At 55.4% G+C, this 25,312-nt stretch carries 25 protein-coding genes; 6 read left to right on the top strand and 19 right to left on the bottom strand.

All coding sequences use genetic code 11. The annotated features are described in order from the left end of the window. Window positions 1-3: 3 nt before the first annotated feature. The 5 genes from pheT to rpmI all read right to left on the bottom strand — a co-directional run bounded on the left by pheT (window position 4) and on the right by rpmI (window position 4,745). On the bottom strand, window positions 4-2,415 hold the full coding sequence (pheT, locus tag RAL90_RS15975) for a phenylalanine--tRNA ligase subunit beta (protein WP_306252434.1): 2,412 nt from the start codon (window positions 2,413-2,415) through the stop codon (window positions 4-6). A gap of 10 nt (window positions 2,416-2,425) precedes the next feature. Beyond that, window positions 2,426-2,983, bottom strand: a complete 558-nt coding sequence (locus RAL90_RS15970; protein ID WP_306252432.1) for a hypothetical protein — start codon at window positions 2,981-2,983, stop codon at window positions 2,426-2,428. Further along, window positions 2,980-4,053 carry a phenylalanine--tRNA ligase subunit alpha gene (pheS, locus tag RAL90_RS15965; protein WP_306252430.1) on the bottom strand — a complete coding sequence of 358 codons (1,074 nt, stop codon included), beginning with the start codon at window positions 4,051-4,053 and terminating at the stop codon, window positions 2,980-2,982. Before pheS ends, RAL90_RS15970 begins: the two co-directional genes overlap by 4 nt. A 116-nt stretch (window positions 4,054-4,169) precedes the next feature. Next, window positions 4,170-4,526 (bottom strand): 50S ribosomal protein L20, encoded by a 357-nt coding sequence (rplT, locus tag RAL90_RS15960; RefSeq protein WP_306252428.1) that lies wholly within the window; start codon window positions 4,524-4,526, stop codon window positions 4,170-4,172. An 18-nt stretch (window positions 4,527-4,544) separates the two neighbouring features. Further along, window positions 4,545-4,745: a 50S ribosomal protein L35 gene (gene rpmI / locus RAL90_RS15955; protein WP_306252426.1), complete on the bottom strand. Its 201-nt coding sequence runs from the start codon at window positions 4,743-4,745 to the stop codon at window positions 4,545-4,547. Window positions 4,746-4,960: 215 nt separating this feature from the next. Between rpmI and RAL90_RS15950 the strand changes: the two genes are divergently transcribed. Beyond that, window positions 4,961-5,893 (top strand): hypothetical protein, encoded by a 933-nt coding sequence (locus RAL90_RS15950; RefSeq protein ID WP_306252424.1) that lies wholly within the window; start codon window positions 4,961-4,963, stop codon window positions 5,891-5,893. 15 nt (window positions 5,894-5,908) lie between these two features. Here the strand turns inward: RAL90_RS15950 and RAL90_RS15945 are convergent, their stop codons facing one another. Both RAL90_RS15945 and RAL90_RS15940 read right to left on the bottom strand, forming a co-directional pair. Next, window positions 5,909-7,438: a hypothetical protein gene (locus tag RAL90_RS15945; RefSeq protein WP_306252422.1), complete on the bottom strand. Its 1,530-nt coding sequence runs from the start codon at window positions 7,436-7,438 to the stop codon at window positions 5,909-5,911. Window positions 7,439-7,567: 129 nt separating this feature from the next. Further along, window positions 7,568-8,881: an alginate export family protein gene (locus RAL90_RS15940; RefSeq protein ID WP_306252420.1), complete on the bottom strand. Its 1,314-nt coding sequence runs from the start codon at window positions 8,879-8,881 to the stop codon at window positions 7,568-7,570. A gap of 204 nt (window positions 8,882-9,085) precedes the next feature. Between RAL90_RS15940 and hemH the strand changes: the two genes are divergently transcribed. Genes hemH through RAL90_RS15925 form a run of 3 tightly spaced genes read left to right on the top strand, consistent with a single transcriptional unit; the run spans window position 9,086 to window position 12,292 of the window. Continuing rightward, window positions 9,086-10,120, top strand: a complete 1,035-nt coding sequence (hemH, locus tag RAL90_RS15935) for a ferrochelatase (RefSeq protein WP_306252418.1) — start codon at window positions 9,086-9,088, stop codon at window positions 10,118-10,120. A 6-nt stretch (window positions 10,121-10,126) separates the two neighbouring features. Beyond that, window positions 10,127-11,026 (top strand): histone deacetylase, encoded by a 900-nt coding sequence (locus RAL90_RS15930; protein ID WP_306252416.1) that lies wholly within the window; start codon window positions 10,127-10,129, stop codon window positions 11,024-11,026. Window positions 11,027-11,068: 42 nt separating this feature from the next. Then, window positions 11,069-12,292 (top strand): serine hydrolase, encoded by a 1,224-nt coding sequence (locus RAL90_RS15925; protein WP_306252414.1) that lies wholly within the window; start codon window positions 11,069-11,071, stop codon window positions 12,290-12,292. Here RAL90_RS15925 and RAL90_RS15920 read toward each other — a convergent pair whose 3' ends face one another. The 7 genes from RAL90_RS15920 to ppa all read right to left on the bottom strand — a co-directional run bounded on the left by RAL90_RS15920 (window position 12,293) and on the right by ppa (window position 19,167). Further along, window positions 12,293-13,729, bottom strand: coding sequence for an amidohydrolase (locus RAL90_RS15920; RefSeq protein ID WP_306252413.1), 1,437 nt, complete (start codon window positions 13,727-13,729; stop codon window positions 12,293-12,295). A gap of 11 nt (window positions 13,730-13,740) precedes the next feature. Then, window positions 13,741-14,787 carry a low specificity L-threonine aldolase gene (locus RAL90_RS15915; protein WP_306252411.1) on the bottom strand — a complete coding sequence of 349 codons (1,047 nt, stop codon included), beginning with the start codon at window positions 14,785-14,787 and terminating at the stop codon, window positions 13,741-13,743. 30 nt (window positions 14,788-14,817) lie between these two features. Beyond that, complete coding sequence (locus tag RAL90_RS15910; protein WP_306252409.1) at window positions 14,818-15,525, bottom strand: HAD family phosphatase; 708 nt, start codon at window positions 15,523-15,525, stop codon at window positions 14,818-14,820. Window positions 15,526-15,544: 19 nt separating this feature from the next. Next, window positions 15,545-15,934 (bottom strand): NINE protein, encoded by a 390-nt coding sequence (locus RAL90_RS15905; protein ID WP_306252407.1) that lies wholly within the window; start codon window positions 15,932-15,934, stop codon window positions 15,545-15,547. Beyond that, on the bottom strand, window positions 15,927-16,256 hold the full coding sequence (locus RAL90_RS15900) for a TM2 domain-containing protein (RefSeq protein WP_306252404.1): 330 nt from the start codon (window positions 16,254-16,256) through the stop codon (window positions 15,927-15,929). Before RAL90_RS15900 ends, RAL90_RS15905 begins: the two co-directional genes overlap by 8 nt. A 73-nt stretch (window positions 16,257-16,329) precedes the next feature. Further along, entirely contained in the window at window positions 16,330-18,480 is a 2,151-nt protein-coding gene (locus RAL90_RS15895) for a sodium-translocating pyrophosphatase (protein WP_306252402.1), read from the bottom strand. Window positions 18,481-18,636: 156 nt separating this feature from the next. Further along, on the bottom strand, window positions 18,637-19,167 hold the full coding sequence (ppa, locus tag RAL90_RS15890; RefSeq protein WP_306252400.1) for an inorganic diphosphatase: 531 nt from the start codon (window positions 19,165-19,167) through the stop codon (window positions 18,637-18,639). 177 nt (window positions 19,168-19,344) lie between these two features. On the opposite strand from ppa, the gene RAL90_RS15885 reads away from it, so the two are divergent. Beyond that, the gene (locus RAL90_RS15885; protein ID WP_306252398.1) at window positions 19,345-19,809 is read left to right on the top strand and encodes a thioredoxin domain-containing protein; all 465 of its coding nucleotides are present in this window, start codon (window positions 19,345-19,347) and stop codon (window positions 19,807-19,809) included. 36 nt (window positions 19,810-19,845) lie between these two features. Here the strand turns inward: RAL90_RS15885 and RAL90_RS15880 are convergent, their stop codons facing one another. From RAL90_RS15880 to RAL90_RS15865, 4 genes are all read right to left on the bottom strand, one after another. Then, window positions 19,846-20,547 carry a lysozyme gene (locus tag RAL90_RS15880; protein WP_306252396.1) on the bottom strand — a complete coding sequence of 234 codons (702 nt, stop codon included), beginning with the start codon at window positions 20,545-20,547 and terminating at the stop codon, window positions 19,846-19,848. A gap of 75 nt (window positions 20,548-20,622) precedes the next feature. Continuing rightward, on the bottom strand, window positions 20,623-21,294 hold the full coding sequence (locus RAL90_RS15875) for a nitroreductase (RefSeq protein ID WP_306252394.1): 672 nt from the start codon (window positions 21,292-21,294) through the stop codon (window positions 20,623-20,625). Window positions 21,295-21,305: 11 nt separating this feature from the next. Beyond that, window positions 21,306-21,854: a hypothetical protein gene (locus RAL90_RS15870; RefSeq protein ID WP_306252392.1), complete on the bottom strand. Its 549-nt coding sequence runs from the start codon at window positions 21,852-21,854 to the stop codon at window positions 21,306-21,308. Window positions 21,855-21,940: 86 nt separating this feature from the next. Further along, on the bottom strand, window positions 21,941-23,410 hold the full coding sequence (locus RAL90_RS15865; protein WP_372340487.1) for a carotenoid oxygenase family protein: 1,470 nt from the start codon (window positions 23,408-23,410) through the stop codon (window positions 21,941-21,943). Between the two features lie 155 nt (window positions 23,411-23,565). Between RAL90_RS15865 and RAL90_RS15860 the strand changes: the two genes are divergently transcribed. Then, window positions 23,566-24,795 carry an acetyl-CoA acetyltransferase gene (locus RAL90_RS15860; RefSeq protein ID WP_306252387.1) on the top strand — a complete coding sequence of 410 codons (1,230 nt, stop codon included), beginning with the start codon at window positions 23,566-23,568 and terminating at the stop codon, window positions 24,793-24,795. A 15-nt stretch (window positions 24,796-24,810) separates the two neighbouring features. Here RAL90_RS15860 and RAL90_RS15855 read toward each other — a convergent pair whose 3' ends face one another. After that, complete coding sequence (locus RAL90_RS15855) at window positions 24,811-25,263, bottom strand: isoprenylcysteine carboxylmethyltransferase family protein (RefSeq protein WP_306252385.1); 453 nt, start codon at window positions 25,261-25,263, stop codon at window positions 24,811-24,813. Between the last annotated feature and the right edge of the window lie 49 nt (window positions 25,264-25,312).

The raw sequence follows: 25,312 nt of genomic DNA, 5'->3' as shown, positions 1-25,312 counted from the left end.
CGGTCAGCTTCGCAGGCTGGCGCCAGTTGCTTTTTGAACCTGCGCAATAATTCGCTGACTGATTGCCTCGATTTCCTCATCTGTCAGCGTTTTTTCTGTTGGCTGAAGGGTCACCTCAATCGCAAGCGATTTATGACCTTCCTCAACGCCCTTGCCTTGATAGACATCGAACAATGACACGTTGGAGATGAGTTTCTTTTCTGCGCCGCGCACGGCCTTGAGCAGGTTCTCTGCCGGCATGTCAGCCGCTACCACAAAGGCAAAATCCCTGTTGAGTGGCATCAGGTCTGATTTGTTTAAGGCAGATTTTGACTTGGTGGCCTTCTGTTTACCAACCGGGATTTTATCGAGAAAAACTTCAAACGCATAAAGCGGCCCTTCCACATCCATCTCCTTGAGGACGCGCGGGTGAAGTTCACCGGAATAAGCAAGGTGATTTTTTGGCCCCATACTGAGAATACCGGAACGCCCTGGGTGATAATGTGATGGCGCGCCTTCCATAATCATCAGACTGGCCACGGGAGCGCCGGTTGCCTCCAGCGTTTTCATGGCATCAGCCTTGGCTGCAAAGACACCATCACCGGCGCTGAGCTGCTGCCAGTGACGCGGCGAATTCAGCGCACGCAAACCAGCAGCAACTGTTTGCTGTCCATCCGGCTGATCGGAAATATAGCCCCCCCCCACTTCAAACAGGGCGAGGTCCTTGCGGCCACGTGCCGCATTGCGCCCAGCGGCAGCGACAAGTCCGGGCAGCACAGAGGGACGCATAACACCAAGGTCTGACGAGATCGGGTTTGCCAGCACTAGATCAGGGTTGGACTGCCCCGCACCAAAAAGAGCCGCATGGGGCGCATCACAAAATGACCAGGTGACCGCTTCCAGATAACCTGCACTCGCAAGCGCCCGGCGCGCCAAGCGGATACGATCCTGCGCCCTTGAATATTTGGGACGCTCCACCGCATCAAGCCGTGGCAAGGTCTCTTCCGGCAGGTTATCAAGGCCGATGATGCGGGCAATTTCCTCGACCAGATCAGCCTTGCCCTCAATATCCGGGCGGAAGGACGGGCTGGTTACGCGCCAGTCTGGCGTGCTGCGCGTGACAGAAAACCCAAGGGCCGTCAGGATACGCTCCATATCATCTTCAGATACATCAAGGCCGGTCAGGCGTTTGACTTCACCCGGCGGAAAACTGATCTGTTTCGTCCCGTCCGGTGCCACGCCAGCCATTTCCAGGTGACTGACTTCACCGCCACACATTTCCAGGACCAGCCGGGTAGCCTGGGCAAGACCTTCTTCTATCGACTGCGGGTCGATACCGCGCTCAAAGCGATAGCGGGCATCAGAAATGATACCGGTCTTACGGCCCGTTTTTGCGGTCCGTGTGGGATCGAAATAGGCTGCTTCAATGAAGACATTTGTGGTTTCTGCCGTACAGCCGGAATATTCACCGCCCATGATACCACCGAAACCGAGCACGCGGGCATCATCCGCGATGACAGTCATCGCCTCGCCAGGCTGGTATTCCTTGCCGTCCAGTGCCTCGAAGGGCACATCATCTGCTCTGCCCAGGCGGGCGCGAATGGGGCCAGTCAGTTTGACTGCATCATAAACATGCAACGGGCGAGCGCGATCAACCGAAACGTAGTTCGTCATGTCTACCAATGCGCTGATGGGGCGCAGGCCAATTTTCCCCAAAGCGTCCTGCAGCCATTGCGGCGACGGACCGTTTTTAACGCCGCGAATGTAAACGCCGCCAAAAGCGGGGCAGGCGTCCTTTGTCTCTTCCGTGAAATCAAGTTCAATCTTCTGTAGGCTGTCAAACTGGCCTTCAGGCAATTCGTATTGCTCCGTTATCAGTGTGCCAAGGCCGGCGGCTGCAAGATCGCGCGCCACGCCGAGGACACCATTTGTGTCTGGCCGGTTGGGGGTTACCTCAAAATCTATAACCGGATCATTGACACCCAGCACATCCACCACAGATGCGCCAATTTCTGCATCTTCCGGTGCTTCGATGATGCCGTCATGATCTTCGCCCAACTCCAATTCACGGGCAGAGCACATCATGCCGAAACTCTCGACACCACGTATTTTCGCCTTGGACAAGGTGACATCTATGCCGGGCACATAGGTACCGACGGCTGCATAAGCCACTTTGATGCCAGCTCTGGCGTTCGGCGCACCGCAAACGATCTGCTGTTCACCATCTTTTGTCGCAACCTTGCAGACGCGCAGCTTGTCCGCATCCGGATGCGGTTCGGCTTCCAGCACATGACCAATGGTGAAGTCCTTCAGGCGCTCCGCCGGGTTATCAACTTCTTCAACCTCAAGACCGACACGGACCATTGTTTCGACGATCTCATCAAGCGTCGCGTCAGTTTCAAGGTGCTTCTTTAGCCAGGAAAGGGGGAATTTCATAAGATAACTTTCAAAAGTCAGCCGCGCAACTCTTGATCGGTTGCGGCCGTATCGTGCTGTTCAGATTTGTCGTCCAGCACTCTTCGTAAACGGAGCAGAAGCAGGCTTCTATGATCAGGTTGCGATTTATGGAAGTTTTTAGTGAAGAAATATATTCTGCTGTCACCTTCTCAGAAGGCATAATAGCCGAGAACATTTCATACTCATCGTTACCACTCATGATTTCTCCGTATAAAGGAGAAGTCCAAATTTCTACCAAATCATTTGCACCTGGCAAAACAGCAAGACCAGACCGCACATCCTGCAATTGTGTCCCGTCCCATATAATCCTGGCATTCTCTATAAATGCAGGCCCCACACCAACATTCTGCACAATAACTGCAGACTTATGACCCATCTCAGTTGTTGTATATGACGTGAATATCTTCACAATTGGCAGAACAGAAGCTGCCTGCTGTTTGCGCACGGACTTTGCTTCATCCCATGCCACAAAAAGTGCAACCACGCCCACCACGATGGCGACGATGGAGCCAACGGTCTCGAAACTGATACGATTGCGCGCACTCACCGGCTCAACCCCGTCGCCGTATTCGGCTGATCCAGCGGATCAAACCCGTAATGTTCCAGCCAGCGGGCATCGGCGGCGAAGAAGTCCCGCAGGTCAGGAATGCCGTATTTCAGCATCGCGAGGCGGTCCACGCCCATGCCGAAGGCAAAGCCCTGATACTCATCCGGGTCGAGGCCGCAATTACGCAGGACATTCGGGTGCACCATGCCGGAGCCGAGAATTTCCATCCAGTCATCGCCTTGGCCAATACGGATTTCATTCCCCATACGCTCATACTTCACATCCATCTCGGCAGAAGGCTCTGTGAACGGAAAGAAGTGCGGGCGGAATCTTGTCTCAACGCTGTCCACTTCAAAGAAGGCTGCGACAAACTCTTTCAGCGTACCTTTCAAGTGGCCCATATGTGTGGTCTTGTCGATGACCAGTCCCTCGACCTGATGGAACATCGGCGTATGGGTCTGGTCACTGTCGCAACGATAGGTGCGGCCGGGAATGATGACCCGCAAGGGCGGTTTCTCATTCATCATGGTCCGAATCTGAACCGGGCTGGTGTGAGTGCGCAGCACCATGCGCGAGTTATCTTCCTTCTCGTTGAAGAAGAACGTGTCATGCATCTCGCGCGCCGGATGGTCCGGCGGGAAGTTGAGCGCCGTGAAATTGTGGAAATCGTCCTCGATATCCGGCCCCTCGCGAATTTCGAACCCCATATCTGCAAAGATCGCCGCAATCTCTTCCATGACCTGCGTGACCGGGTGGATACGGCCCTTTTGCACCGGGCGCACCGGCAAAGTGATGTCCACTTTCTCTGTGGCAAGGCGTGCTTCCAGCGCCGCATCTTCCAGCACAATCTTGCGGGCCGCGATGGCATCGCCAATCCGGGTTTTAAGGCCATTCAGCGCCGGGCCGAGTGTCTTGCGCTCTTCCGGCGAGACCTTGCCCAGCACTTTCATCTTTTCACTGATGACGCCTTTCTTGCCGAGGGCATGCACACGCAATCCCTCCAGCGCGGCTTCATCCGATGCTGCGGAGACTTTTTCAGTCAGGTCTTTTTCGAGCTCGTCGAGTTCCATCTGGTTTCTCTTCCAACACCTGCCAGCAGGCCGGCACAGTAAATCATTAAAAAAGCCGCTTCGTTTCCGAGGCGGCCTCTTGTCTAACACGTCCCCCAAGGGGGCACATAAGTTTTTTAGTTTAGCGCCGCCTGAGCCTGTTTCGCAAGCTCTGTAAACGCTGCCGGCTCCTGTGCGGCGATGTCGGCCAGAACCTTACGGTCTACCTCGATGCCAGCTCTGGACAAGCCATTCATGAATGTAGCGTAGGTCATGCCGTTAATGCGAGCAGCCGCGTTGATGCGCTGGATCCAGAGACGACGGAACTGGCGCTTGCGGGCCTTGCGGTCGCGATAGGCATACTGGGCGGCCTTTTCGACTGCCTGGTTCGCCGTACGGAACAGGTTTTTACGGGCCCCATAATAGCCTTTGGCGGCCTTGATTACTTTACGGTGACGGGCGTGGGCGGATGCGCCCCCTTTTACACGTGACATCTGATCTGATCCTCCGGCTTATCGGGCGTAAGGCATGAAGGATTTCACAATCCTTGAATCTGCCTCTGACAGGGTTCTTGTGCCGCGCTTCTGGCGGATCTGTTTTGGCGTGCGCTTGATCATGCCGTGGCGCTTGCCAGCCTGACCGGCTTTCACCTTGCCGGAGCCGGTGATCTTGAAGCGTTTTTTCGCTCCAGATTTCGTCTTCATCTTGGGCATTTTCTTTTCCTTTTCTGGCCCGCCGGGGGCACTTCAATAACAGCAGACGAGGCATACCCTTTCGCCAGCCTGCTTTCGGGAGAAGTGGGTTATAACGGGGGATTTCCCGGAATCAACCCGAAAAAAGCGCGCGCTTCCCGGTTGGTTAAAAGGGCGTTTGCGCGATCTTAACCGGCAGGGACTATCTTACCCGCAAAATGCCGGAGGAAACCCCAATGCACGCTACGCTGAAAGCTATTTCTGAAAAAGCCCATGTCAACGCGGAAGACGTGTTGCGCCTGCGCCGTGAGGTGTTTGGTGACCATGCTGTTGACCGGGAAGAAGTCGCCGTGCTGTTTCGCCTCGCAGAACAGGCCCCTTCAGGTGAGCGTGAATGGGCGCAGTTCCTGGCCGAGGTCACGACGGATTTCTTTGTGCGTCAGAAGACACCAGCTGGCTACATCACGGATGAGGACGCAGACTTCCTGCTGGCCTGTTTTGGTCCGGCAGACCGCACCAGCGCGCTTAAAATCGATACCCTGTGCCACATGCTGCAGGCAGCAAAGCATGTGCCGGAGCGACTGATTGCTTTTGGTCTTGAAACCGTGAAAGCGCATGTGCTGGCCGATCGCCGTGTGGATGCGCGTGAAGTCGAGCGGCTGCGGGCGTTTGTTTTTGCCGCTGGCGGGGACGGCAATGTTGCGGTGACGCGGCAGGAAGCCGAGCTGCTTTTCGATCTCAATGATTTGAGCCGCGCGGGCGACAATGACCCCACCTGGATTGCATTTTTTGCCCTTGCCATCAGCAATCACCTGATGGCGCATATCGGCTATGCCCCCATGTCGCGCGAGGATGCCCTTCAGATGGAGCGCAATATAGCGGACCATTCGGTCAATGTGAGTCGCTTCATGGGCCGCATCGCCGGGGGTGGTCTCAGTGGTTTTGGCAATGCTTTCAAAAAAGACAGAACGCGCGAGAAACATAATGATGCCCGTGCCGCAGAAGCAGCTGTTGCCGAGCAGGTTACGTCTCCTGAAGCCAGCTGGCTCGCAGACAGGATCGGGCTGTATGGCGACTATTGCTCAGCCGAGCAGGCGCTTATCGTGCGCCTGAAAGAACTGCGCGGCGAATTACCGCCAGAACTGGACGCACTCGCCGCCCGGGCATAACCCTCAAAAATATCCTCAGCTGACCAGGTACTGGCTGGTTGAAAAGAACAGGACCACGGCGGCAATCAGCGACGAGCCAACAATAATCATACGCGCCCTGGAATTATTCATCAGATAAAGAGAGATCGGAATGATGAGCAGGTTCACGATGATCAGGAAATATCCGTAGGCAGCATTCGGCACCACAGCGGCTGTATCGAACGTCCCTTCCGACAGGCTTTTGGCCAGAAATGGCAGGCCGACCGCCATATTAATCGACAGCACAAGACCTATCACAGCCTTGGAAGCGTCAGACAGCACAAGCCTGCTTGTTTTTACATAACTGATGGCCTTGGTCATGATCGTGAAACCATATTCCCGGCCCGCGATCAGACCCAGGAATACAAAGGTCGTGCTCATGGGAATGTCGCTCACTTCCTTGAAGAAGAACAGCAGCGTCGCATAGATGAAGTCGATCACTGTAGCCGAGCGGATATCCGTCACAGCCGTTTTGGCGCGCAGGATTTTCTGCACAGGCCCGCCCTTGTTGGCAAAAGTATAGCCAAGCAGTCCAACGATGACGAACATCGCACCGAAGCTTTCCAGCGGTAACAGTTCGCGCGGCAGGAAGACGAAGATATTTGCAAAGTCCTGGATCAGCCAGACGCCCCAGAGATAGGCCGTGGTCACCCATTGCAGGATGATCCAGTAAACAATCCGCCCGGAAGATACCCGCGTCGCCAGCACATATAGTGCAAGAAACGCGAAAACAGAAAAGACAACCGAGGCTACCTCGCGACTCATGCTGGCAAAGCCGAGATTCAGACTCGCACCAGACGGCGTGAATGCAAGGATTGCAAAAGCCGTAACAGCCGCAACAATCGCTGACATGGCGACGGCCATGGTGGAATTCTGGAATCTCACCACAGAGGTGATGGCGACGACATCAATGATCAGGCCACCAATGGCGATGCCGATGCAGGTGGCCGCGCCATAGGAAATCTCCTCATTGATCATCGGCGGGATGTAATAAATTGCCGTACCGATAATGATACCAAGAACAGTTGCAAGCCCCCAGGGCGCCTTGCGGCCAGGCTCATGTTCGCGGAAGAATTTTTCCAGCGTATTGGTGATCAGGACATAGACGAGCAGGCCCACAAGAAAGGCAAGGCCATAGCCGATCAGCGATTTTTCCAGCATGGAGGCAAGGCCGCCCACTGTCGCAAACACGGTCAGCACCATGAACGACGTAGACACCGGAACCCCAAACCGGGTGATAACCAGCAGCACCAGCGGCGGCAAAGTGTGATACCATTGCACTTCTACAGGCGGGTATTTTGAGGTGTTGGCCAGACGACCCCATGAGGGATCACCATCGTAGATGAACCAGCCAAGAGTAAACGTCGCGACAACAATAACAGAGGCAAACAGGAAGAGAACCTGCCATGGCAACCGACTGTTCGAGTTAATAAATGTCCCGAGGGTTTGCAGGGCGTCGTTGCCCACAACGGCATATGCCGCAAAAATGAAGCCGAGCGCCGCCCAGAGTGTAATCCCGAATTCCATAACCCTTGTCCTGTGAATAGTCCTGTACTGTCATACTTCCCCACAACCTCGGTACAGGCGCTGCGTGAAGGTTTTATGACATCGCGGCTGCAAAGGCGTGATATTCTTACAAGGACGAGGGCAGAATGATCAAAAACTGGCTGTTAATTGGGTATACCCATAAAGGGTGCGATTGCCGTCGGGACCGCCGGGCACATTCTTCAGGTACTCACCAAACAAAAGAGCAGAGGCCCCGACTTCCAACCGCAGATTGTCAGGCACAAGCCACTTCCTGACCCTTGCATCTAGCGTATGCCCCAGGAAATCGCCGGAGTTGCCGGTCACGTCCTGCAAGCGGGCAACGACAAAGCGATCCTCTGCTTCTGCCAGATAAGCTAACTGGTAAGCGATACGGCCATCCAACCCTTTCAGCTCATTATCAAAACTGAACCGAATACCCGGCGCCGAAAGGTTGGACCTGGTTAAAGGACCGTGGATACTGGTGTTGCCGAGATCACCGCGCCGGGTGCCGAAAAAACGCTCCCAGTTTGTAAATGACTGGTCGTCAGGGTTGTTGTCGCCGGTGGCGAGGTCATATTCCAAATTGAGCCGCATGGCCCAGTCGCCATCAAAAGTATAGCCGATCTCAGCATGAAGCATCTGGGCGTCAACATCGAGCTGTGATGTATCTGCCGGGTCGGCACTCGCCCGGCGGGTACCGAAGCGAGTCGCGGCCTCCACTTCAAAGTCCAGCTGCTGACTGGCAGGTTTGCGAAAAAACCGTACCCCCGGCCAGTACACTTCGCGATCCGGTGTCTGCCGTCGCGCCGTATCTTCATCATGCAGGCCATAGGCAAAGACCTCTCCGGTCACGCCCTGCCAAACCTCCTGCCGCTGCAGATATACTCCCCAAAACTGGCGGTTGCTTTCCGTCTCATCTGCCGAAATTTCATTATCTGCCAATGCCTGCCGATCACGCGGCTGTTTGCGCACCGGGCTCACATAGAACGCTTCAAGGCGCGACCTATCTGACAGACTCATCCGCAGATGCGCACCGTCATAGGCATTGATCGTATTTCGAAAACTGTTTCGCTCCACGAAACGGCGACTGCCCGCATCCAAAGTGAAGCGGCCAAGTTTCAAATCGGTTTCTCGCTGCCAGCTAAAAAGATGGTCCAGATGCAGGTCCGCATATGCCTGCAGAAACTCGCCGGTGTTGACAAAACTGGTGCTGAGCGGCGTGCCATTATCATCATGATAAGTGCGCGCATCCTGTAGTTCAGCTCCGAGAGTCAGCGGGGCGAAACTGGCCCTGGCATGTATCAGTGTACGCAAGGCCAGCAGTTGATCACTGGTGCCAGCATTGGCCGACCTGAACTGTCCGTCCAGTGTCTCGTAGCGAATGCGGGCATTGCCAGTGATGCTGAACCAGTCAGGAAGATCAATCGCCTTAACGGGCTCCACGGGCTCAGCAGCCTTTAGGGGCAGAAAAAAACTTACCGACCACAGGATGAAGAAAATTAGGCATCGACGAAGGGGCATGGCAGGCTCACCAATTATAATCAACAATACAAGAATAATTGATTATTTATATCACCACCAGCCTCTACGCAACTGCGGACCAATAAAAACTGGCCCTCGTTCCGCACATCGCTATATCTCCGGCCTATGAGCCATACACCTTTACACCTGCCTTCAGATCACAAAGCTGTCTCCATCGGCAAAACCGGTTTGCTGCTGGTCAATCTTGGTACACCAGACGGAACGGATGCTGGGTCCGTACGGCGATATCTGGCTGAATTTCTCTCGGACAAGCGCGTTGTCGATTATCCCCGTGCGCTGTGGTACCCTATCCTTTACGGTATCATCCTCAATGTACGACCGGCAAAAACGGGCCGCAACTATGCGAAAATATGGCGCACGGAAAGCGATGAGAGTCCGCTGCGTTATTTTACGCGCCAGCAGGCGGAATTGCTCGCGGCCCGAAATACAAATGACAGGCTGATCATTGATTGGGCCATGCGCTATGGCAATCCCTCGATTCAGGAACGGCTTGAGAGCCTCAGGGCGCAAGGCTGTGACCGGATTGTCATTTTTCCTCTGTACCCACAATATTCTGCAACAACGACCGGTACGGTCAATGACCGCGTTTTTGAAATATTGCAGGACATCTCCTGGCAACCGGCGATCCGCACCGTACCACCTTTCCACGACCATCCTGGCTACATTGATGCATTGGCAAAAAGCATCACTGAGTCTTTCGAGCCGGAAGGCAAACCGGACAAGATCATTCTTTCCTTCCACGGATTGCCAGAGCGCTACCTGCACAAGAAAGGCGACCCCTATCATTGCCATTGCCAGAAAACGGCACGCCTGCTGCGCGAGAAAATGGGCTGGGATGAAAATTTCGCCCCCCTTGGCTTCCAGTCTATCTTTGGTCGCGAAAAATGGCTTGGGCCTTCCACCGAAAGCCTGATTGAGAAAGCTGCCGAAAACGGCATCAGGCATGTCTCGGTCATCGCCCCCGGATTCGTCTCGGACTGCATCGAGACGCTGGAAGAAGTTGGCATTGGCCTGCGCGAAATGTTCGAGGAAAAAGGCGGCGAGAAGCTGTCGCTGGTGCCCTGCCTGAATGACAGCACTGACATGATTGATCTGCTGCAGGACATCGCCAGTCGCGAAACAGCCGGGTGGGTCTCCTGACTTTAGATGCAGTTTTTCTATTCCGATGATTTCAACCTCAAGCTACCGGAAAAACACCGTTTCCCGGCGCAAAAATATCGTTTGCTGAGAGAAAAATTGCTGGCAGATGGCCTGCTTGCGCGCGATCAGTTATCAGTCTCGGAACCAGCGTCGCGCGCCGACATTCTACTTGCTCACGACAAGGAATATATCGAAGGCCTGGAAGATGGCTCCATCGACCGACAGGCCATGCGCCGTATTGGCTTCCCCTGGTCACCGCAGATTCCCCTGCGCGGTTTCCGGACAGCCGGCGGCGCACTTCAGGCAGCTGAATATGCGCTCGAAAACGGACTGTCCGGCCAGCTTGCAGGTGGCACGCACCACGCCCATGCCGGTTTTGGCGCTGGTTTCTGCATCCTGAATGACTTTGCCGTCGTCGCCCTGAAACTACTGTCCGAGGCGCGCGCGGAACGCATTGCCATTATCGATCTGGATGTGCATCAAGGTGACGGCAACGCCGCCATTCTGGGTGATCACCGGCAGGTTTTCATTCTTGATATATATGGCCGCAAGAATTTCCCTTTCCGCAAAGTGCCTGCCACGCTAGATGTGGCACTGGAAGATAATCCGGGTGATGACTTCTATCTTCAAGAACTGCGCGCAGCATTGCCACAGGTCTGGAACTTTGCCCCTGACCTCGTGCTGTATCAGGCGGGTGTTGACCCATTGGTGCATGACCGGCTTGGCCGGATGGATATCTCTTTCGAGGGATTGATGGCGCGCGACAGACTCGTCCTGGAAGGCTGCCATACCCGTGGCATTGCGTGCTCCATGGGGATCGGCGGCGGCTATGCCAACCCGATCGAGCCAACGGTTGAAGCCTACGCCAATACCTATAGAGTGGCGAAACAGATTTACAGGTTCTGACGCGAAGGCGCCGGATGAGACTTTCCAGAAGGGGTATAAAGAATGCTGAGAATAACTCTGGTTGCGCTGGGCGCGCTCGCCGTTGGCGTCCTAGCTGGCGTTGGTGTTTATCGTGCTGTTGTGCCCTTTCCGAACGATGCTATCGCCCGTGGAGAAGCCTTTGAGCCGGAAAATGCTGTCTGGCTGTATCAGCATATGAGCGAAGTATATCCGACCCGGCATGTCCCTCGCGCGGAAGTTTCTGCCCCTCTGCCCGTCATTGAAGGTCGGCTGGAAGAGTTCACCTATACCCATGATGGCAAACAACAGCCCCTGGACGCGCTGTTTGACAATATGGAAACAACCGGCCTTCTAGTTCTGCACAAAGGAAATATCGTCTACGAACGATATGCCCGGGGCGCTGATGCAGGTACACTTTTTGCCACTTTCTCTGCCGTCAAGTCCATCACCTCAACGCTGGTCGGCTTTGCTATTGGCGATGGCTTGATTGATTCAGTTGAAGACCCGCTGGAAAAATATATTCCTGCCCTCACAGGCACCGCTTATGAAGGCGTCAGTGTACGCCATGCCCTGCAGATGTCCTCCGGGGTTCTGTTTGATGCTGATGGCGCAGCGGGCGAAGACACTGTCGAGGTGCTAACTCAAACAATGGTGCTCGGTAACAAGCGCATCAATGAAATGTCAGCATCTTACCCGCGCGCGCATGAACCGGGCACAGTGTTCAACTATAATACATCAGAAACCCAGATCCTGCTCTGGTTGGTAAAAGAAGTAACGGGCAAGCAGCCAGCAAAATATCTGGAAGAAAAGATATGGCGCCCCCTTGGCATGGACCATGATGCAGCCTGGAACCTGGATAATCCGGGGCCAGACGGTATGGAAATTGGCGGGGCTTTCTTCAATGCATCCTTACGCGATCTTGCCCGCTTCGGCCTTTTTATTGAACAGGACGGCATATGGAATGGCGAACAGCTTTTGCCTGCTGGCTGGGTCGATGAAGCGACCCGCATTGAAGAGCCGCATCTTGACTATGGCACCGTATTTGAAGGCTTTGACAGCGGATATGGCTATCAATGGTGGGTATTCCCGGATGGCAGTTTCCGGGCCTCGGGGGCTTATGGCCAGACGATTTACATCGACCGCGACAAAGATCTGGTTGTTGCCCGCACCAGCGCCTGGCCGGATGGTTATGTCGCCGAATCAGACCTTGAAAGCCGCGCCGCTTTTGCGGCGCTTGCCGATTTTCTGAACCAGCCCGCCGAGTAATTATTGCCGGTAATCAAGTGGTGGCTCGCGGTCACCCAGCAATGGTTCATACTCGTATCCGGGGCCACGCCGCTCGTTGAACTCCGTACGCGCAGCATCCAGCAGCGCTGGCTCTGAATAAAGTCGCACCGCCGTATTGGCGAGGGTCTTGGCGGCAAGGTCCATCCCCTTCTCGCCGATACTGGTGCCCCCGGCAGCGACCGCCTGCCATGAATGGGCGGACGTGCCCGGCACCCAGGTGGCGGTGCGAACCCCGCCAGTAGGCGCAGTCCAGCTGACATCCCCCACATCCGTTGAGCCGGCTGTGAAAAATTCGCGCTGGGGCTGGATTTCAACAGCCTGCTCCAACGGATCACCATCATCGGGCAAAGTTTTCTGCAGGGACAGGGCGAAGGCGCGCTCATCAGCGGAATACTCGACACCGCCGAGCTTGCTCATCTCCTCATGCAGGACTTCCTGCAACGCCCGATTGGGCAAAAGCGAAAGGTTACCGTGTATGATTTCCCGCTCAACCTCCGTCCCCGTCCCGGTTGCGGCACCCTCGGCGGCGGCTTCAATACGCGGCCACAGCTCACGCAGATAATCCGGGTCGGGATGGCGCACATAGTAATAGACTTCAGCAAAGTCCGGCACCACATTGGGCGCGAGCCCTCCTGCCGTAATCACATAGTGAATCCGTGTACGATCAGGCGTATGCTCGCGCAGCATGTTGACCATCATATTCATGGCTTCAACGCCGTCCAGCGCCGAGCGCCCTTTCTCCGGCGCGCTGGCGGCATGGGTTGAAATGCCTGAGAATCGAAACTTGGCAGAGCGGTTGGCGTTGTTGGTCGGAATATCGGCCGAGTTCGCATCGCCCGGATGCCAATGCAGTGCAACGTCAAGATCGTCAAAAAGTCCTGCACGGACCATATAGACCTTGCCGGAACCACCTTCTTCTGCTGGCGTTCCATAAAGACGGATTTCTCCCGGCGTACCTGTTGCCTCAAGCCAGCGCTTCACGGCGATTGCCGCAGAGACACTGCCTGCGCCGAACAGATGGTGACCGCAGGCATGGCCAGAAGTCATCCCCTCCATGGCCTGTTTCTCCGGCACTGGCCCCTGGCTGAAACCTGGCAACGCATCCATTTCCGCCAATATGCCGATGACAGGTCCACCGCGCGCGCCCTGGCGAAACCGCGCGACGAAGGCGGTCGGAATATCAGCCACCCCGGCCTGAATGGTAAAACCCTCATCTTCCAGTGTCTGCTGGAGCAATGCTGTCGTCTCGGTTTCAATATAGCCAAGCTCGGCCTTAGCCCAGATCGCGTTGGCGAGCGTGTTGGTTTGCGCTCCTCTGGCGGTGATATCTGCCGTTACATCAAAATCCGCCTCCTGAGCACAGGCGGGAACACAAAGCACCAGACAGGCTGTTGCCAGCAGGGTATTACGGATCATTCTCTTGCTCCTCATTGGCTCAACTCCCGCACTCTTTGCAGCAGCTCTTCAATTTCATTCTGTGTTGTGGCAAAACTAGTTACCATACGTTGCAATTTTCCTGACCACCTGTCACCCGGATAAAGCCAGTCATAAAACCGTGCGCCTTCCTGCCGCATCTGCTCGGCAACGCCGTCCGGCAAGGTTGCAAAAACCTCATTGATCTGGGTCGGCCAAACCACCTCGCAGCCATCAATCTTGCTGATCCCTTCGGAAAGCCGGGTCGCCGCTTCGTTGGCCTGCCGGGCCATGTCCAGCCACAAACTATCCTGCAAAAGGGCGACCCATTGCGCTGAAATAAAGCGGTTCTTGGAAAACACCTGACCAGCGCGGGATAACCGGGAGCCGAACTGCGTGGCCTTCTCCCTTTCAAAAAACACGATCGCTTCGGCCGCCATGGCCCCGTTCTTGGTGGCCCCAAAGCACAAGACATCGACACCCGCGCGCCAGGTCATCTCAGCGGGTGAACATCCAGCATGTGCAACCGCATTGCCAAAACGCGCACCATCCATATGCACACTCAAGCCGTGATGGTGGGCAATGTCGCACAAGGCCTGTACTTCGCCGGGCGAATAAACCGTCCCACTTTCCGTGCCCTGCGTCAGGCTGAGGGCAGCCGCCCGGACACGGCGCTGTTCTGGCGGATCATAAAAGCGCATTTCGCCTGCAACCTGTTCCGGCACAATTTTGCCTGCCGCACTGGCGATCGGCAGCAGCCGCGCACCGCCGGTGAAAAGCTCCACCGTGCCTGGCTCATCGATGTTGATATGCGAAACATCGCTGCACAGGATGCCCCCATAAGGCGGCACGATCTGCGACAGGGCCAGCCCATTGGCCGCGCTGCCAGTGGCAACAAAGAACACCGCACACTCATGCTCAAATACATCACAGAATAATTGACGGGCCCGCTCCGTCAGATCATCCCCGCCATAAGCCGGTACGCTACCTGCATTGGCGCTGATAATCGCGTCCATGATTTTCGGGTGAACGCCGGACCAGTTGTCGGAAGGAAAATGCATCTGGCAACTATGAAGCGTCCGCAGCTTGCGTCAAGTTTCGGTAACCGCGCGCTGTAACCCCTTGAACCGGGCGCGCAGAGCCAGGTGGCTGTCAATCACCTCCACGGCACCGGCTTCCAAAAGCCTGTCGCCATGACCATCATAACAATGACCGCCGCCGGTGAAGCCCCAGACCACCATGCCAGCGTCAATACCAGCCTTGACGCCATTGGCACTGTCTTCGATGACGACACAGCGGGCCGGATCAACAGCAATTTTTTCAGCGGCATACAGAAAAATATCAGGTGCCGGCTTGCCGTGATCGACCAGCTCTGCCGAATAGGCATGCGGCGCGAAGTAATCCCATAAATCAAAGCGCGTCAGCTTGTCGTGCAGAAACTGAATACGGGTTGATGAGGCAACAGCGCGCTTGAAGGGCAATGCCGCCAATTCCTGCACCATTCCCTCAGCACCGGGCACCGCCTGCAACATGTGACGGTTACGCCGACGGTTTTCAATCATCGCTGTGAAAAGCTCCCCGGCCTCCGCTTCTGTTGGTGGACGCCCCAATACTTTTCCATACTCCTCACCCAGCCGGGCGGCAAAAACATCATCACGCAGACCGGTGAACAGGCGCACCAGGTCGGCAGCCTGCCAATCGAACCCTTTACTGCGCATGAAGGCGGCCGTGTCCTCAAGGCCAACAACTTCGCTGTCCACAAGCACGCCGTCACAATCAAAGATGATGGCTTCAATCACAATGAGTCATTTCAGCCAGCTAAACCTGCACATCTTTGATGAGCTTAGCATTATACTTTCTAGTGCTCGCAGGTGTTGTGAAATAATCGACGATCACCCAGATGATAATCGGCAACACCAGCAGAAACAGAAAACCGCCTGCGTCGTGACCTTCATCCAGCATGATCACGCCCGCAATGAACCCGATGATGCCCAAGAGGCCGGCAGCCAGCTTAAGAAAGCCATCTCTGGCATTCTCAAGTGTAAATTTATCGATGCCGAGCCAGCCAAGAAAGTAATTATATCCATACTGAATAACTGGATTTTTCATCTGTTGAAAATAAGCCCAGTCAAAAGCCTCACGTGCGGTATCGCCCGGCAGCGCATCGCGTTCATCGAACAATTTTTTGAGAAACTCGTTTTCAGTCATGGGAGGCTCCTCTCATCTGGGCAATAAAGGCCTCAGCCATGCGCAAATTTTTCAACCGCGCCGACCCACCAATCAGAAAATAATCAACCAGTGTCCAAATACCCAATCCACCGAGCGTGACAAGTTTCAGGATCCCGATCAACGGCTGCCCCAGCGCCATACGGTCGATGCCATAATCGCCGACAAACTGGCTTGTAACGAACAAATGTGTCTGGTTCTTGCGCTTGGCAAAGAAGAAATCATCAAACTGCTTCTTTTCTGAAGCGTCCAACCCGTCCCTCATCTGGACAAGACGCTGATAATAATACCTGCTTGCAACCATTTAGCTGACTCCCAAAAAAAACGCCCCGGTACCGGGGCGTTTTAGCTTGAATAACAAATTGGTGCAAACGCCCCTAGCCAAGGTTGGCAAGGAAGGCGAGCAGCAGCAGCGCGATGATATTCGTAATCTTGATCATCGGGTTAACCGCAGGTCCGGCTGTGTCCTTGTACGGATCACCAACTGTGTCGCCAGTAACCGCCGCCTTGTGAGCCTCGGAACCTTTGCCGCCATGGTTGCCGTCTTCGATGTACTTCTTGGCATTGTCCCAGGCGCCGCCACCAGCTGTCATGGACAGGGCAACGAACAGGCCAGTGATTATAACACCCATCAGCATGGCACCAAGAGCAGACAGGGCTTCTGACGGCCCGGCTACAATACCGACCAGCACATAGAGAAGGATCGGTGTCAGGATTGGTAGCATGGACGGTACAATCATTTCCTTGATAGCCGCACTGGTGAGGATATTCACAGCCTGTGCGTAATCAGGCTTTTCGGTACGTTCCATGATACCTGGTTTTTCCCTGAACTGGCGACGTACTTCTTCAACAATCGCGCCAGCCGCCCGGCCAACAGACTGCATCGCCATGGACCCGAACAGATATGGCAGAAGGCCGCCAACAAAAAGACCAACAACAACATACGGATTGGACAGGGAGAAGTCATAGGTAATCTGATTGGTCAGGAACCATGAATATTGATCGACTGTCGCATCCTCAATGAAGTGCTTCAAGTCCTCCGTGTAAGCCGCGAACAGCACCAGCGCCCCGAGACCGGCAGAACCGATAGCGTAGCCCTTGGTGACAGCTTTTGTCGTGTTGCCCACCGCATCCAGCGCATCCGTTGTGTTGCGCACTTCAGGGTCAAGCTCTGCCATTTCAGCAATACCGCCAGCATTGTCCGTCACAGGACCGAAGGCATCAAGCGCCACAATCATGCCAGCAAGGGCCAGCATGGTCGTCACGGCAATAGCAATGCCATAAAGACCGGCAAGACTGTAAGTTGCGATAATGCCAACCACAATAACGAGCGCTGGCAAGGCTGTTGCTTCCATGGAAATCGCCAGCCCCTGAATCACGTTTGTGCCGTGACCACTCTCAGAAGACTTGGCAACAGATTTTACCGGGCGGAAATCAACGCCTGTGTAATACTCTGTAATCCATACAATCAGGCCGGTAATGATCAGGCCCAGCGTGCCACACCAGAACAGGCTCTGGCCGGTAAAGCTCTTGTCACCAACAATATATTCCTGGCCCCAGCCAAGAACGCCGTTCGTTACAATAGCCAGAACGATCCAGGACAGAATGCCTGTGGCAATCAGACCCTTATAGAGCGCGCCCATAATGTTTGTAGAGCCGGGGCTGAGACGTACAGCAAATGTACCAAGAATTGAGGTCACAATACACGCGCCGCCAATTGCCATCGGATACAGCATGATGCTGGTAATGGTCGCATCGCCAGCCGACGCAAACAGGATGGAGCCCAGAACCATGGTCGCCGCCATGGTCACGACATATGTCTCGAATAGGTCAGCGGCCATGCCGGCACAATCGCCCACATTGTCACCCACATTATCAGCGATGGTTGCCGGGTTACGTGGATCATCTTCCGGAATACCGGCTTCCACCTTGCCGACCAGGTCGCCGCCAACATCTGCACCCTTGGTGAAGATGCCGCCGCCAAGACGGGCAAATACGGAAATCAGCGAAGCCCCGAGCGAAAGGGCCACAAGGCCGTTCACAACCGTGCGGCTTTCTGGTGCTGCGCCAAACATGCCAGTCAGGATGGAGTAGTATCCAGCGATACCCAAGAGAGCGAGGCCGGCCACAAGCATGCCTGTTACAGCGCCGGATTTGAACGCAATGTCCAGACCCTTGCCAAGGCTTTCACGCGAGGCTTCTGTTGTGCGCACATTCGCCCGAACGGAAACCAGCATACCGATATAGCCTGCAGCGCCGGACAGAACCGCACCAAGAACAAATCCGACGGCTGGTACAAGGTCAAAGCCGAAAAGCAGCAACAGGGCGATAGTAACACCAACACCGGCTATCGCGATTGTCGTGTATTGCTTGTTCAGATAGGCTTGCGCCCCTTCCTGAATCGCAGCGGCAATTTCCTGCATCCGTTCGTTGCCGGTCGGGGCAGCCATCAGCCCCCGGATGGTCCACAGGCCATAAAGCACCGCAAGAATGCCCGCCCCGATAATGAGCCACAAAGATAGTGACATGAAATCCTCCAACTCTGATATTTGTTTAATTGCGGGTGATGGGTATCACCCCCTAGAGATTGGGCCGGAAACTGGCAAAACCCGGCCCTTAAATCAACACTAATCGTATTTTCCGACGCTGTTTGAGGCAGTTACGCCATTTCCAGCCTGTCAGGCTCAGGCCCCTTTGCCGGCAGCCACACCTTCTTCAATCAGCCGGATTGCCGTGGCCTTGTCTTCCCAGCCCTTGATCTTGACCCATTTGTTCGGCTCCAGATCCTTGTAATGCTCGAAGAAATGCTGAATCCGCTCCAGCATGATCGGCTGCACCTGCGTATGGTCCTGAATGTTATCGTAATATTGCGTCAGCTTCGGGTGCGGGGCAGCAAGGATTTTTTCATCCTGTCCAGCCTCGTCTTCCATAATGAGCACTCCAAGGGGCCGCGCCCGCAAGACGGCTCCTGGCACCAGCGCCCGGTTGCCCAGACACATTACATCTACGGGGTCGCCATCATCAGCAAGCGTAGCAGGGATAAACCCGTAATTGCACGGATAGCGCATTGCCGTGTAGAGAAAACGGTCCACAAACATGGCGCCTGATGACTTGTCGATCTCATATTTGATCGGCTCACCGCCAAGTGGCACCTCAATAACGACGTTGATATCTTCGGGGGGGTTGAGCCCGGCACTGATTTTGGAAAGGTCCATCACACGTCCTTCTCTATCTCTGGCATCTCGCCTCAGGGTCAGCGCCTTATGGCGACTATGGTGCGGTGCAGCAAGGGCAAAACCCATCACGCAGATGTGGCCAGCTTTGCCTTGATCTTGTCACAGAATTCTGGCGCTTATAGAAGAAGTACCAGACAGACCAAGCCGGAGATTCACATGCGCCTTCTGACTGCAATGACCCTGTTTTTTCTCGCCATCACCGTCCCGGTAAAAGCAGCAGATGCTGACATCTACCTGGTCAGCTTCACGGCAGACTGGTGCCCGAACTGCCGAGTGCTTGACCCGAAAATGGAGGAAGCGCTGGGCCGCTTCAGCGACGGCCAGATCGAGCATATCGTTTTGGATATGACGGATGCAGAGACGCGCGAACAGTCTTTCCTGAAAGTTGACGGTACTGTCTTTGCCGGTGTCTATGGCGATCACCTCGGCGTGACCGGGATCGGCATTCTCACGGCCCCTGACTCCGGGGAGAAGATCGCCTGTGTGACACGCGAACAGTCAACCGAGGAAATTGTCGAGATATTCCGGGTCGCGCGCGAAATCGTTCTCACAGAACCGGCGCTGCAACGCCAGACCGGTCTTGGCATGTGCCCGGTGGCAAACGACAAGGTGGCACTTTAGGGCTTTTGCCGGGGCCAGAAATTATCAACGGAAACTTTATCGGGACAGAAACAGTGCCCGCTCACGGGTGCGCCGTTCGATCAGGTGGTCCAGCACCTGACCGCCGCCTTTATTGTGATTGAGAAAAGCGTCTGCCGCCCCCTGCAGATCCCCCTCGTTGAACTTTGCCGGCACGAAGGAACGGCCAAAAGCGCCAAGCCCCAGATTATAGGCCAGAGAGACCATCGCAGAGAACTGGTTTTCCGTCGCCGGGCGCGTCAGCAGGCGCCGGACACCATCTTCGGCTGACTTCACATCCTGGCGCAGGAGCGCCTCAGCCTGGGCCTGTGTGATCGTGGTGGGGTCGCCTGCCTGCAGCTGGTGACCATAACCGATATAACGCCGCCCGCCTGAAGAATAGGCTTCCAGACGCAGCCCCTCACTCATTTTGATAATCTCAAGGCCGGCCTGATTGATCCGCAGCCCGGCATTCTGCGCGACCCCGCCAGTATTTGCTGTCGAAGCTGCGGGGGCTGGTGCGGGCAGCTTGGCCGCTTCGCTGTCACGGTCAGATGATGCATGCCCCTCATCAGCATCAAAAACCTGCCCGGTGAGGCTGGATACGACCGTCTCCAGTGCCTGAAAGCCCCGATCCGTGATATTTGTCAGCCATCCGGGCGCACCATAGCGGTCCCCGGCCAGCCAGAAGACGCCGACCACGATAATCCAGAATAAAAGCCGCCCGAAGAATTTCCCCATTCCCAATCCCCTTAAAAAATACAGTTTCAGCCTAACAGACCTGAGCAACCAGCGAAAGCACGTCCCGCGTCTGTCTTAGCGGTGAAAAACCGCAAACTCCGCGATATCTGCCCGCTCTGTTTCCAGCCTGTTGACCGTAGCGCTTTCATCTTCATAGCCAAGCGCCATGCCGCAATAGAGCATCTGCGTCTCTGGCAGGTCGAGAAAACCGCCCACCGTCTTGTAATAGATAGCCCAGGCTTCCTGCATACAGGTGGCAAGACCCTTTTCGACGGCAACAAGCGCGAAGGACTGCATGAACATGCCCAGATGCGCCCACTGGTTTTGCGCCATGTCCCGATCGATTGTGAAGAAGAGGCCTGCCGGTGCATCGAAAAAGCTGAAATTACGCGCCATCTGCGCCATACGCCCGAAACTGTCTCCTCGCTCAATCCCCAGCAGGGCGTACATGTCCCCCGCAACCTTGCGCTGACGACTACGATAAGGCTCCTTCATATCCTGCGGGTAGATGTCGTATTCAGTGCCTTCGCCAAGGGGGCTGGTGGCCATCACCGCCTGCACATGGGCTTTCAGGTCTGAGAGCGCGTCGCCAGTGACCACATGCACGAACCAGGGTTGAAGATTGCCGCCAGAGGGTGCCCGCGAGGCTGTTGAGAGTATTTCCTGCAACAGCGCGCTCGGCACTTCCCTGTCGAGGAAGGCACGCACGGACTTGCGGGCCGCAATGGCATCGCTGACACTTGTCATTGGCGACCTGTTCAGGACTGATTGTCAGCGTCGGACGAAACCTCAACCGGCGCACTGACTTCGCCTTCTTCGGTAAAGTCGCCATTCAGATGCGCTGTCCCGAAATAAACGCCTGCAACAGAGGCGAAATACAGAAGAACGATCAACCCATGATCGCGGGCAAACTTGCTGACTAGACGGAAGCGGATCGCCTTCCAGATCAGGAAAACAATGCCGACAGGCCAGGCGAAGGAAAAGCCGGACGCCTTGACGCCCTCGACCAGATCCTCACGCCGGGCAATGCCCATGCCACTTGCCGCAACGGCCGAAGCGGTCGCCGCATACGCGAGCAGCGCATGAACAGACCAGGCCGGGAAGGTGAAATCAAACCGGCTGGTGACCATATCCGTCGCCGCATTGTAAATTGGTGAGGCGAGGCCCGTGTAAAGACCATTCAGCGTGCCCAGAAGGCCCTGCCAGTCAGGCGCTGCAATGCCGAAACTGCTCAACAACCCTGCTAGAGCAAAAGCATTGATAACGACCGTAAGAGCGACCCAGATAAAAGAAAGCAGCTTGACCATGAATTTCCACCCCAAATAGCGCTGTATTGGCCATTACAGGATCGCAAAAACCCGATCCGGTCAAGGGCACGCCATATCCTGCCACCTCACCTGGCAGCTCTGATATCATCGCTTGAGGCCCATGTCGCATGGGTGCCGCTGCAAATGCGGTGCGGCAGCATGATGCGCGCGACCGGGCCTGCCTCAATATCTTTTGCGTCAAGAATAACACATTCAGAGCGGTTTTCCTTCATGTCAGTGATGAAGCTGACCAGATAGCCGTCATCCTCATCGCTCGCCCCGTCGCGTGGCACAAACGGTGCCTCGGAACCATATCGCTCCTCACCGAAATCATAGCGGATGGTCACGCCCTGTTCCAGATCATGCTTGAGGACACCTGTGAACAGAAACCAGCCGGGCCGGGACGTGACACTGTAAATATAGCGGTGTTTTTCACCTGCCACTTTCTGGTTGATCACACCGAACTCGACAATTTCATCATTATACAGTGTTTCCTCCCGGGTCTCACCGGTTTTCAGATTAAAGCGCCAGCGATGAAGCTCCGGCTTGAGCGAATGCAGGTCCACATAGGCGCGTAGTTTCCTGTATTTCTCCGGACCGTCTTTCACTTCCGGCGGTGTTGGATCATTCTGGAAATAACCATCCAGGATCACTTCATCGCCCTCTTCATAGGCGTTCATCCAGTGCAGCACATATGTCGAGGCGGCCTCGAACCATTTGATTTCATCGGGCTGGCCATAACGCGGCACGATCGCAAAACGCGCAGGCATGTCCGGATGATAGATCGAGGCGTGAATATCTTTTTCCAGCAGGGCCTCCGGCCAGAACACCGGCAGATCATTGAGGATGGAATAGTTCCTTGAAAACGCCATGTCATGGGGCAGTCGAGGGCCAGGAAGCTCCACGGGGATATAATGCTTCAACTCGTTGTCCGGCCCGACCACACCATAATGCATATACGGATGATGCTTCGAGTAGTTGAAGAAAAGCAGCTCCCCCGTGGCCTCATCCACTTTGGGATGTGCCGAGATGCCATCAATCGGCGTCCAGCTTTCTATACCAAGCTGGTCCAGCGTTACCGGATCAAGGCGATACCCCTCTCCACACTGATAGAATGTACTCAAAACCTGTCCGGCGTGAACAACAACATCCGTTGAAGATGAATCTTTCAGCCGCTCATGCGCGCCCCAGCCCGGACGCTTCGACTTCGCCGGATTACCGGCCAGTCCAACCCATAACGGACCGCCCGCCTCTGCCTCTGCCTCAAATCCACGTGTGCATACAAACCTGTTGCGATATGTCGCCTTGCCATTGGCAAAATGCATCATGTGCAACATGCCATCGCCATCAAACGGGTGATACATACCAATGGGATCATGCACCGGGTTCTCTGTGTTGCGGATATAAACCCCGTTCATGTCCGTGGGAATTTCCCCGATCACTTCCATATCCGTGGCATCATACTCGATATAATTCGGCGTCCAGACACCATTCATATACGGATGGTCATTCTCGGATAATGTCGGCTTGATCTCTGAAACAACAGTCGCTGGCATGGTTTTTCCCTGAATTTCTCTCGGCGTTCCCTGCGTGGCAGAGTGCGCCAATTTCGCCAGGGTATCAATCTGCCTATGCAGTTTTGCCGCTGCGCTCGTCCCTTTACGCATACCGGCCCAACACCGTAAACTGCCCATAATCAAGGGAGTGACCAATGGCTGACACCTATATTCTGGGCGGTGCCCAATCTGACTTTGCGCGAAATTGGCATCGCGAGGAGCGCAGCCTTTTTGATCTGTTCTCCGGCGCTGTGACACAAGCGCTGGCCGCCTCAGACATTGACCCGTCAGAGATAGAGGTTGGCCATGTGGGTAATTTCGTGGCCGAGCGCTTTGCTGATCAGGGCCTGCTGGGCGGCTTTTTCGGGCATATCCACCCTGATCTGGCTGGTCTGCCCACTTCACGCCATGAGGGCGCCTGTGCCTCCGGCTCTCTCGCAATCATGGCCGCCATGGCAGATCTGGAAGCGGGGCGGTACGAACTTGCCTGTGTCATCGGCGTTGAACTGATGCGCAATGTACCGGGGCAGATCGCTGCGGACCATCTGGGCACAGCGGCCTGGGCCGGGCGTGAAACGCAAGGGCGCACCTATGTCTGGCCCTCCATGTTCTCGGATATCGCCGAGGAATATGACCAGCGATACGGCCTGAAGCGCGAGCACCTCTCGGCACTGGCAAAAAAGAACTTCCACAACGCCAAGGCAAACCCCAACGCACAAACCCGGGAATGGACCTTCACGGAAGAAAGTTTCACTGACAGCGATGAAGCCAACCCGGTCATCGAAGGGTGGATGCGCCGTCAAGACTGCGCGCAGGTGACAGACGGGGCCGCCTGCCTGATCCTCGCCACACCAGAGCGCGCCAAGGCGTATGCAGATCAAAAAGGTATTTCGCTCGACAGCCTGCCGCGCATTTCTGGCTGGGGGCATTGCACATCCCCGATGCTGTTGGACGAAAAACTCGGCAGCACCCGCGGACAGACAGATTACATGTTCCCGTGGACCCGGCGCGCCATCACCGACGCCTATGCCAGAGCCGGCCTTGCCGGGCCGGATGATCTCGACGGTATTGAGACCCATGACTGCTTCACCATCACGGAATATTCCGCTATCGAACATTTTGGCATTACCGCGCCGGGTGAAGCCTGGAAAGCCATTGAAAACGGCGTGACCGAAAAGTCAGGCCGCCTGCCCATGAACGCCTCGGGCGGTCTCATTGGCCTTGGTCACCCGGTCGGGGCCACCGGGGTGCGCATGGTGCTCGACTGCGCCAAACAGGTGACGGGGCAAGCTGGCGACATGCAAATTGAGGGCGCGCGCACCATGGCAACCTATAATGTCGGCGGCGCCGCCACCGCGAACTGCACATTCATCGTGACGGCATAGGGCAGGAAAGCATCCCTAAAGCCAGCGCCTAACCCGCTGGCGGTAGGACTTGTAGTCCTCACCAAACAAGTCCTGCATAGCCTTTTCCTCAGGCCTGATCTGGAAAAAGGTCATGGTAGTGATGAACAAAACAACACTGAAAAAGGCCGCCAGATTGTTCTGCATGATGCTCCAACCAGTGACAATCAGCAGCATGGCGAGATACATTGGATTGCGTGATACGCGGTAAAGGCCAGTGGTCACCAATGTTGTGGCCTTGTTGGGCTCAACCGGATTCACCGTCGTTTTAGCAAGCGCAAACAACCCCACAGACATGGCAAGAATGGCACAGCCCGCAATATACAAAGTCACTGAGATCTCTCGACTCAACGGAATGGCGATATCAAGCGCGGGCAATAACCGTGCAGCGCCCCAGGCCACCAGACCGGACACAAAAACCTGCAACACAGGGGGATATTTAAGCATCATAAGGCACCTACCTTCCTGAACATTCAGGAGAATAACCTGCTGATGCGGG

This window comes from Parvularcula sp. IMCC14364 (assembly GCF_030758415.1).
Taxonomy (GTDB): Bacteria; Pseudomonadota; Alphaproteobacteria; order Caulobacterales; family Parvularculaceae; genus Aquisalinus.
Note: the sequence above shows the minus strand (reverse complement) of the source record. Positions and strands in the feature narration are given on the sequence as shown.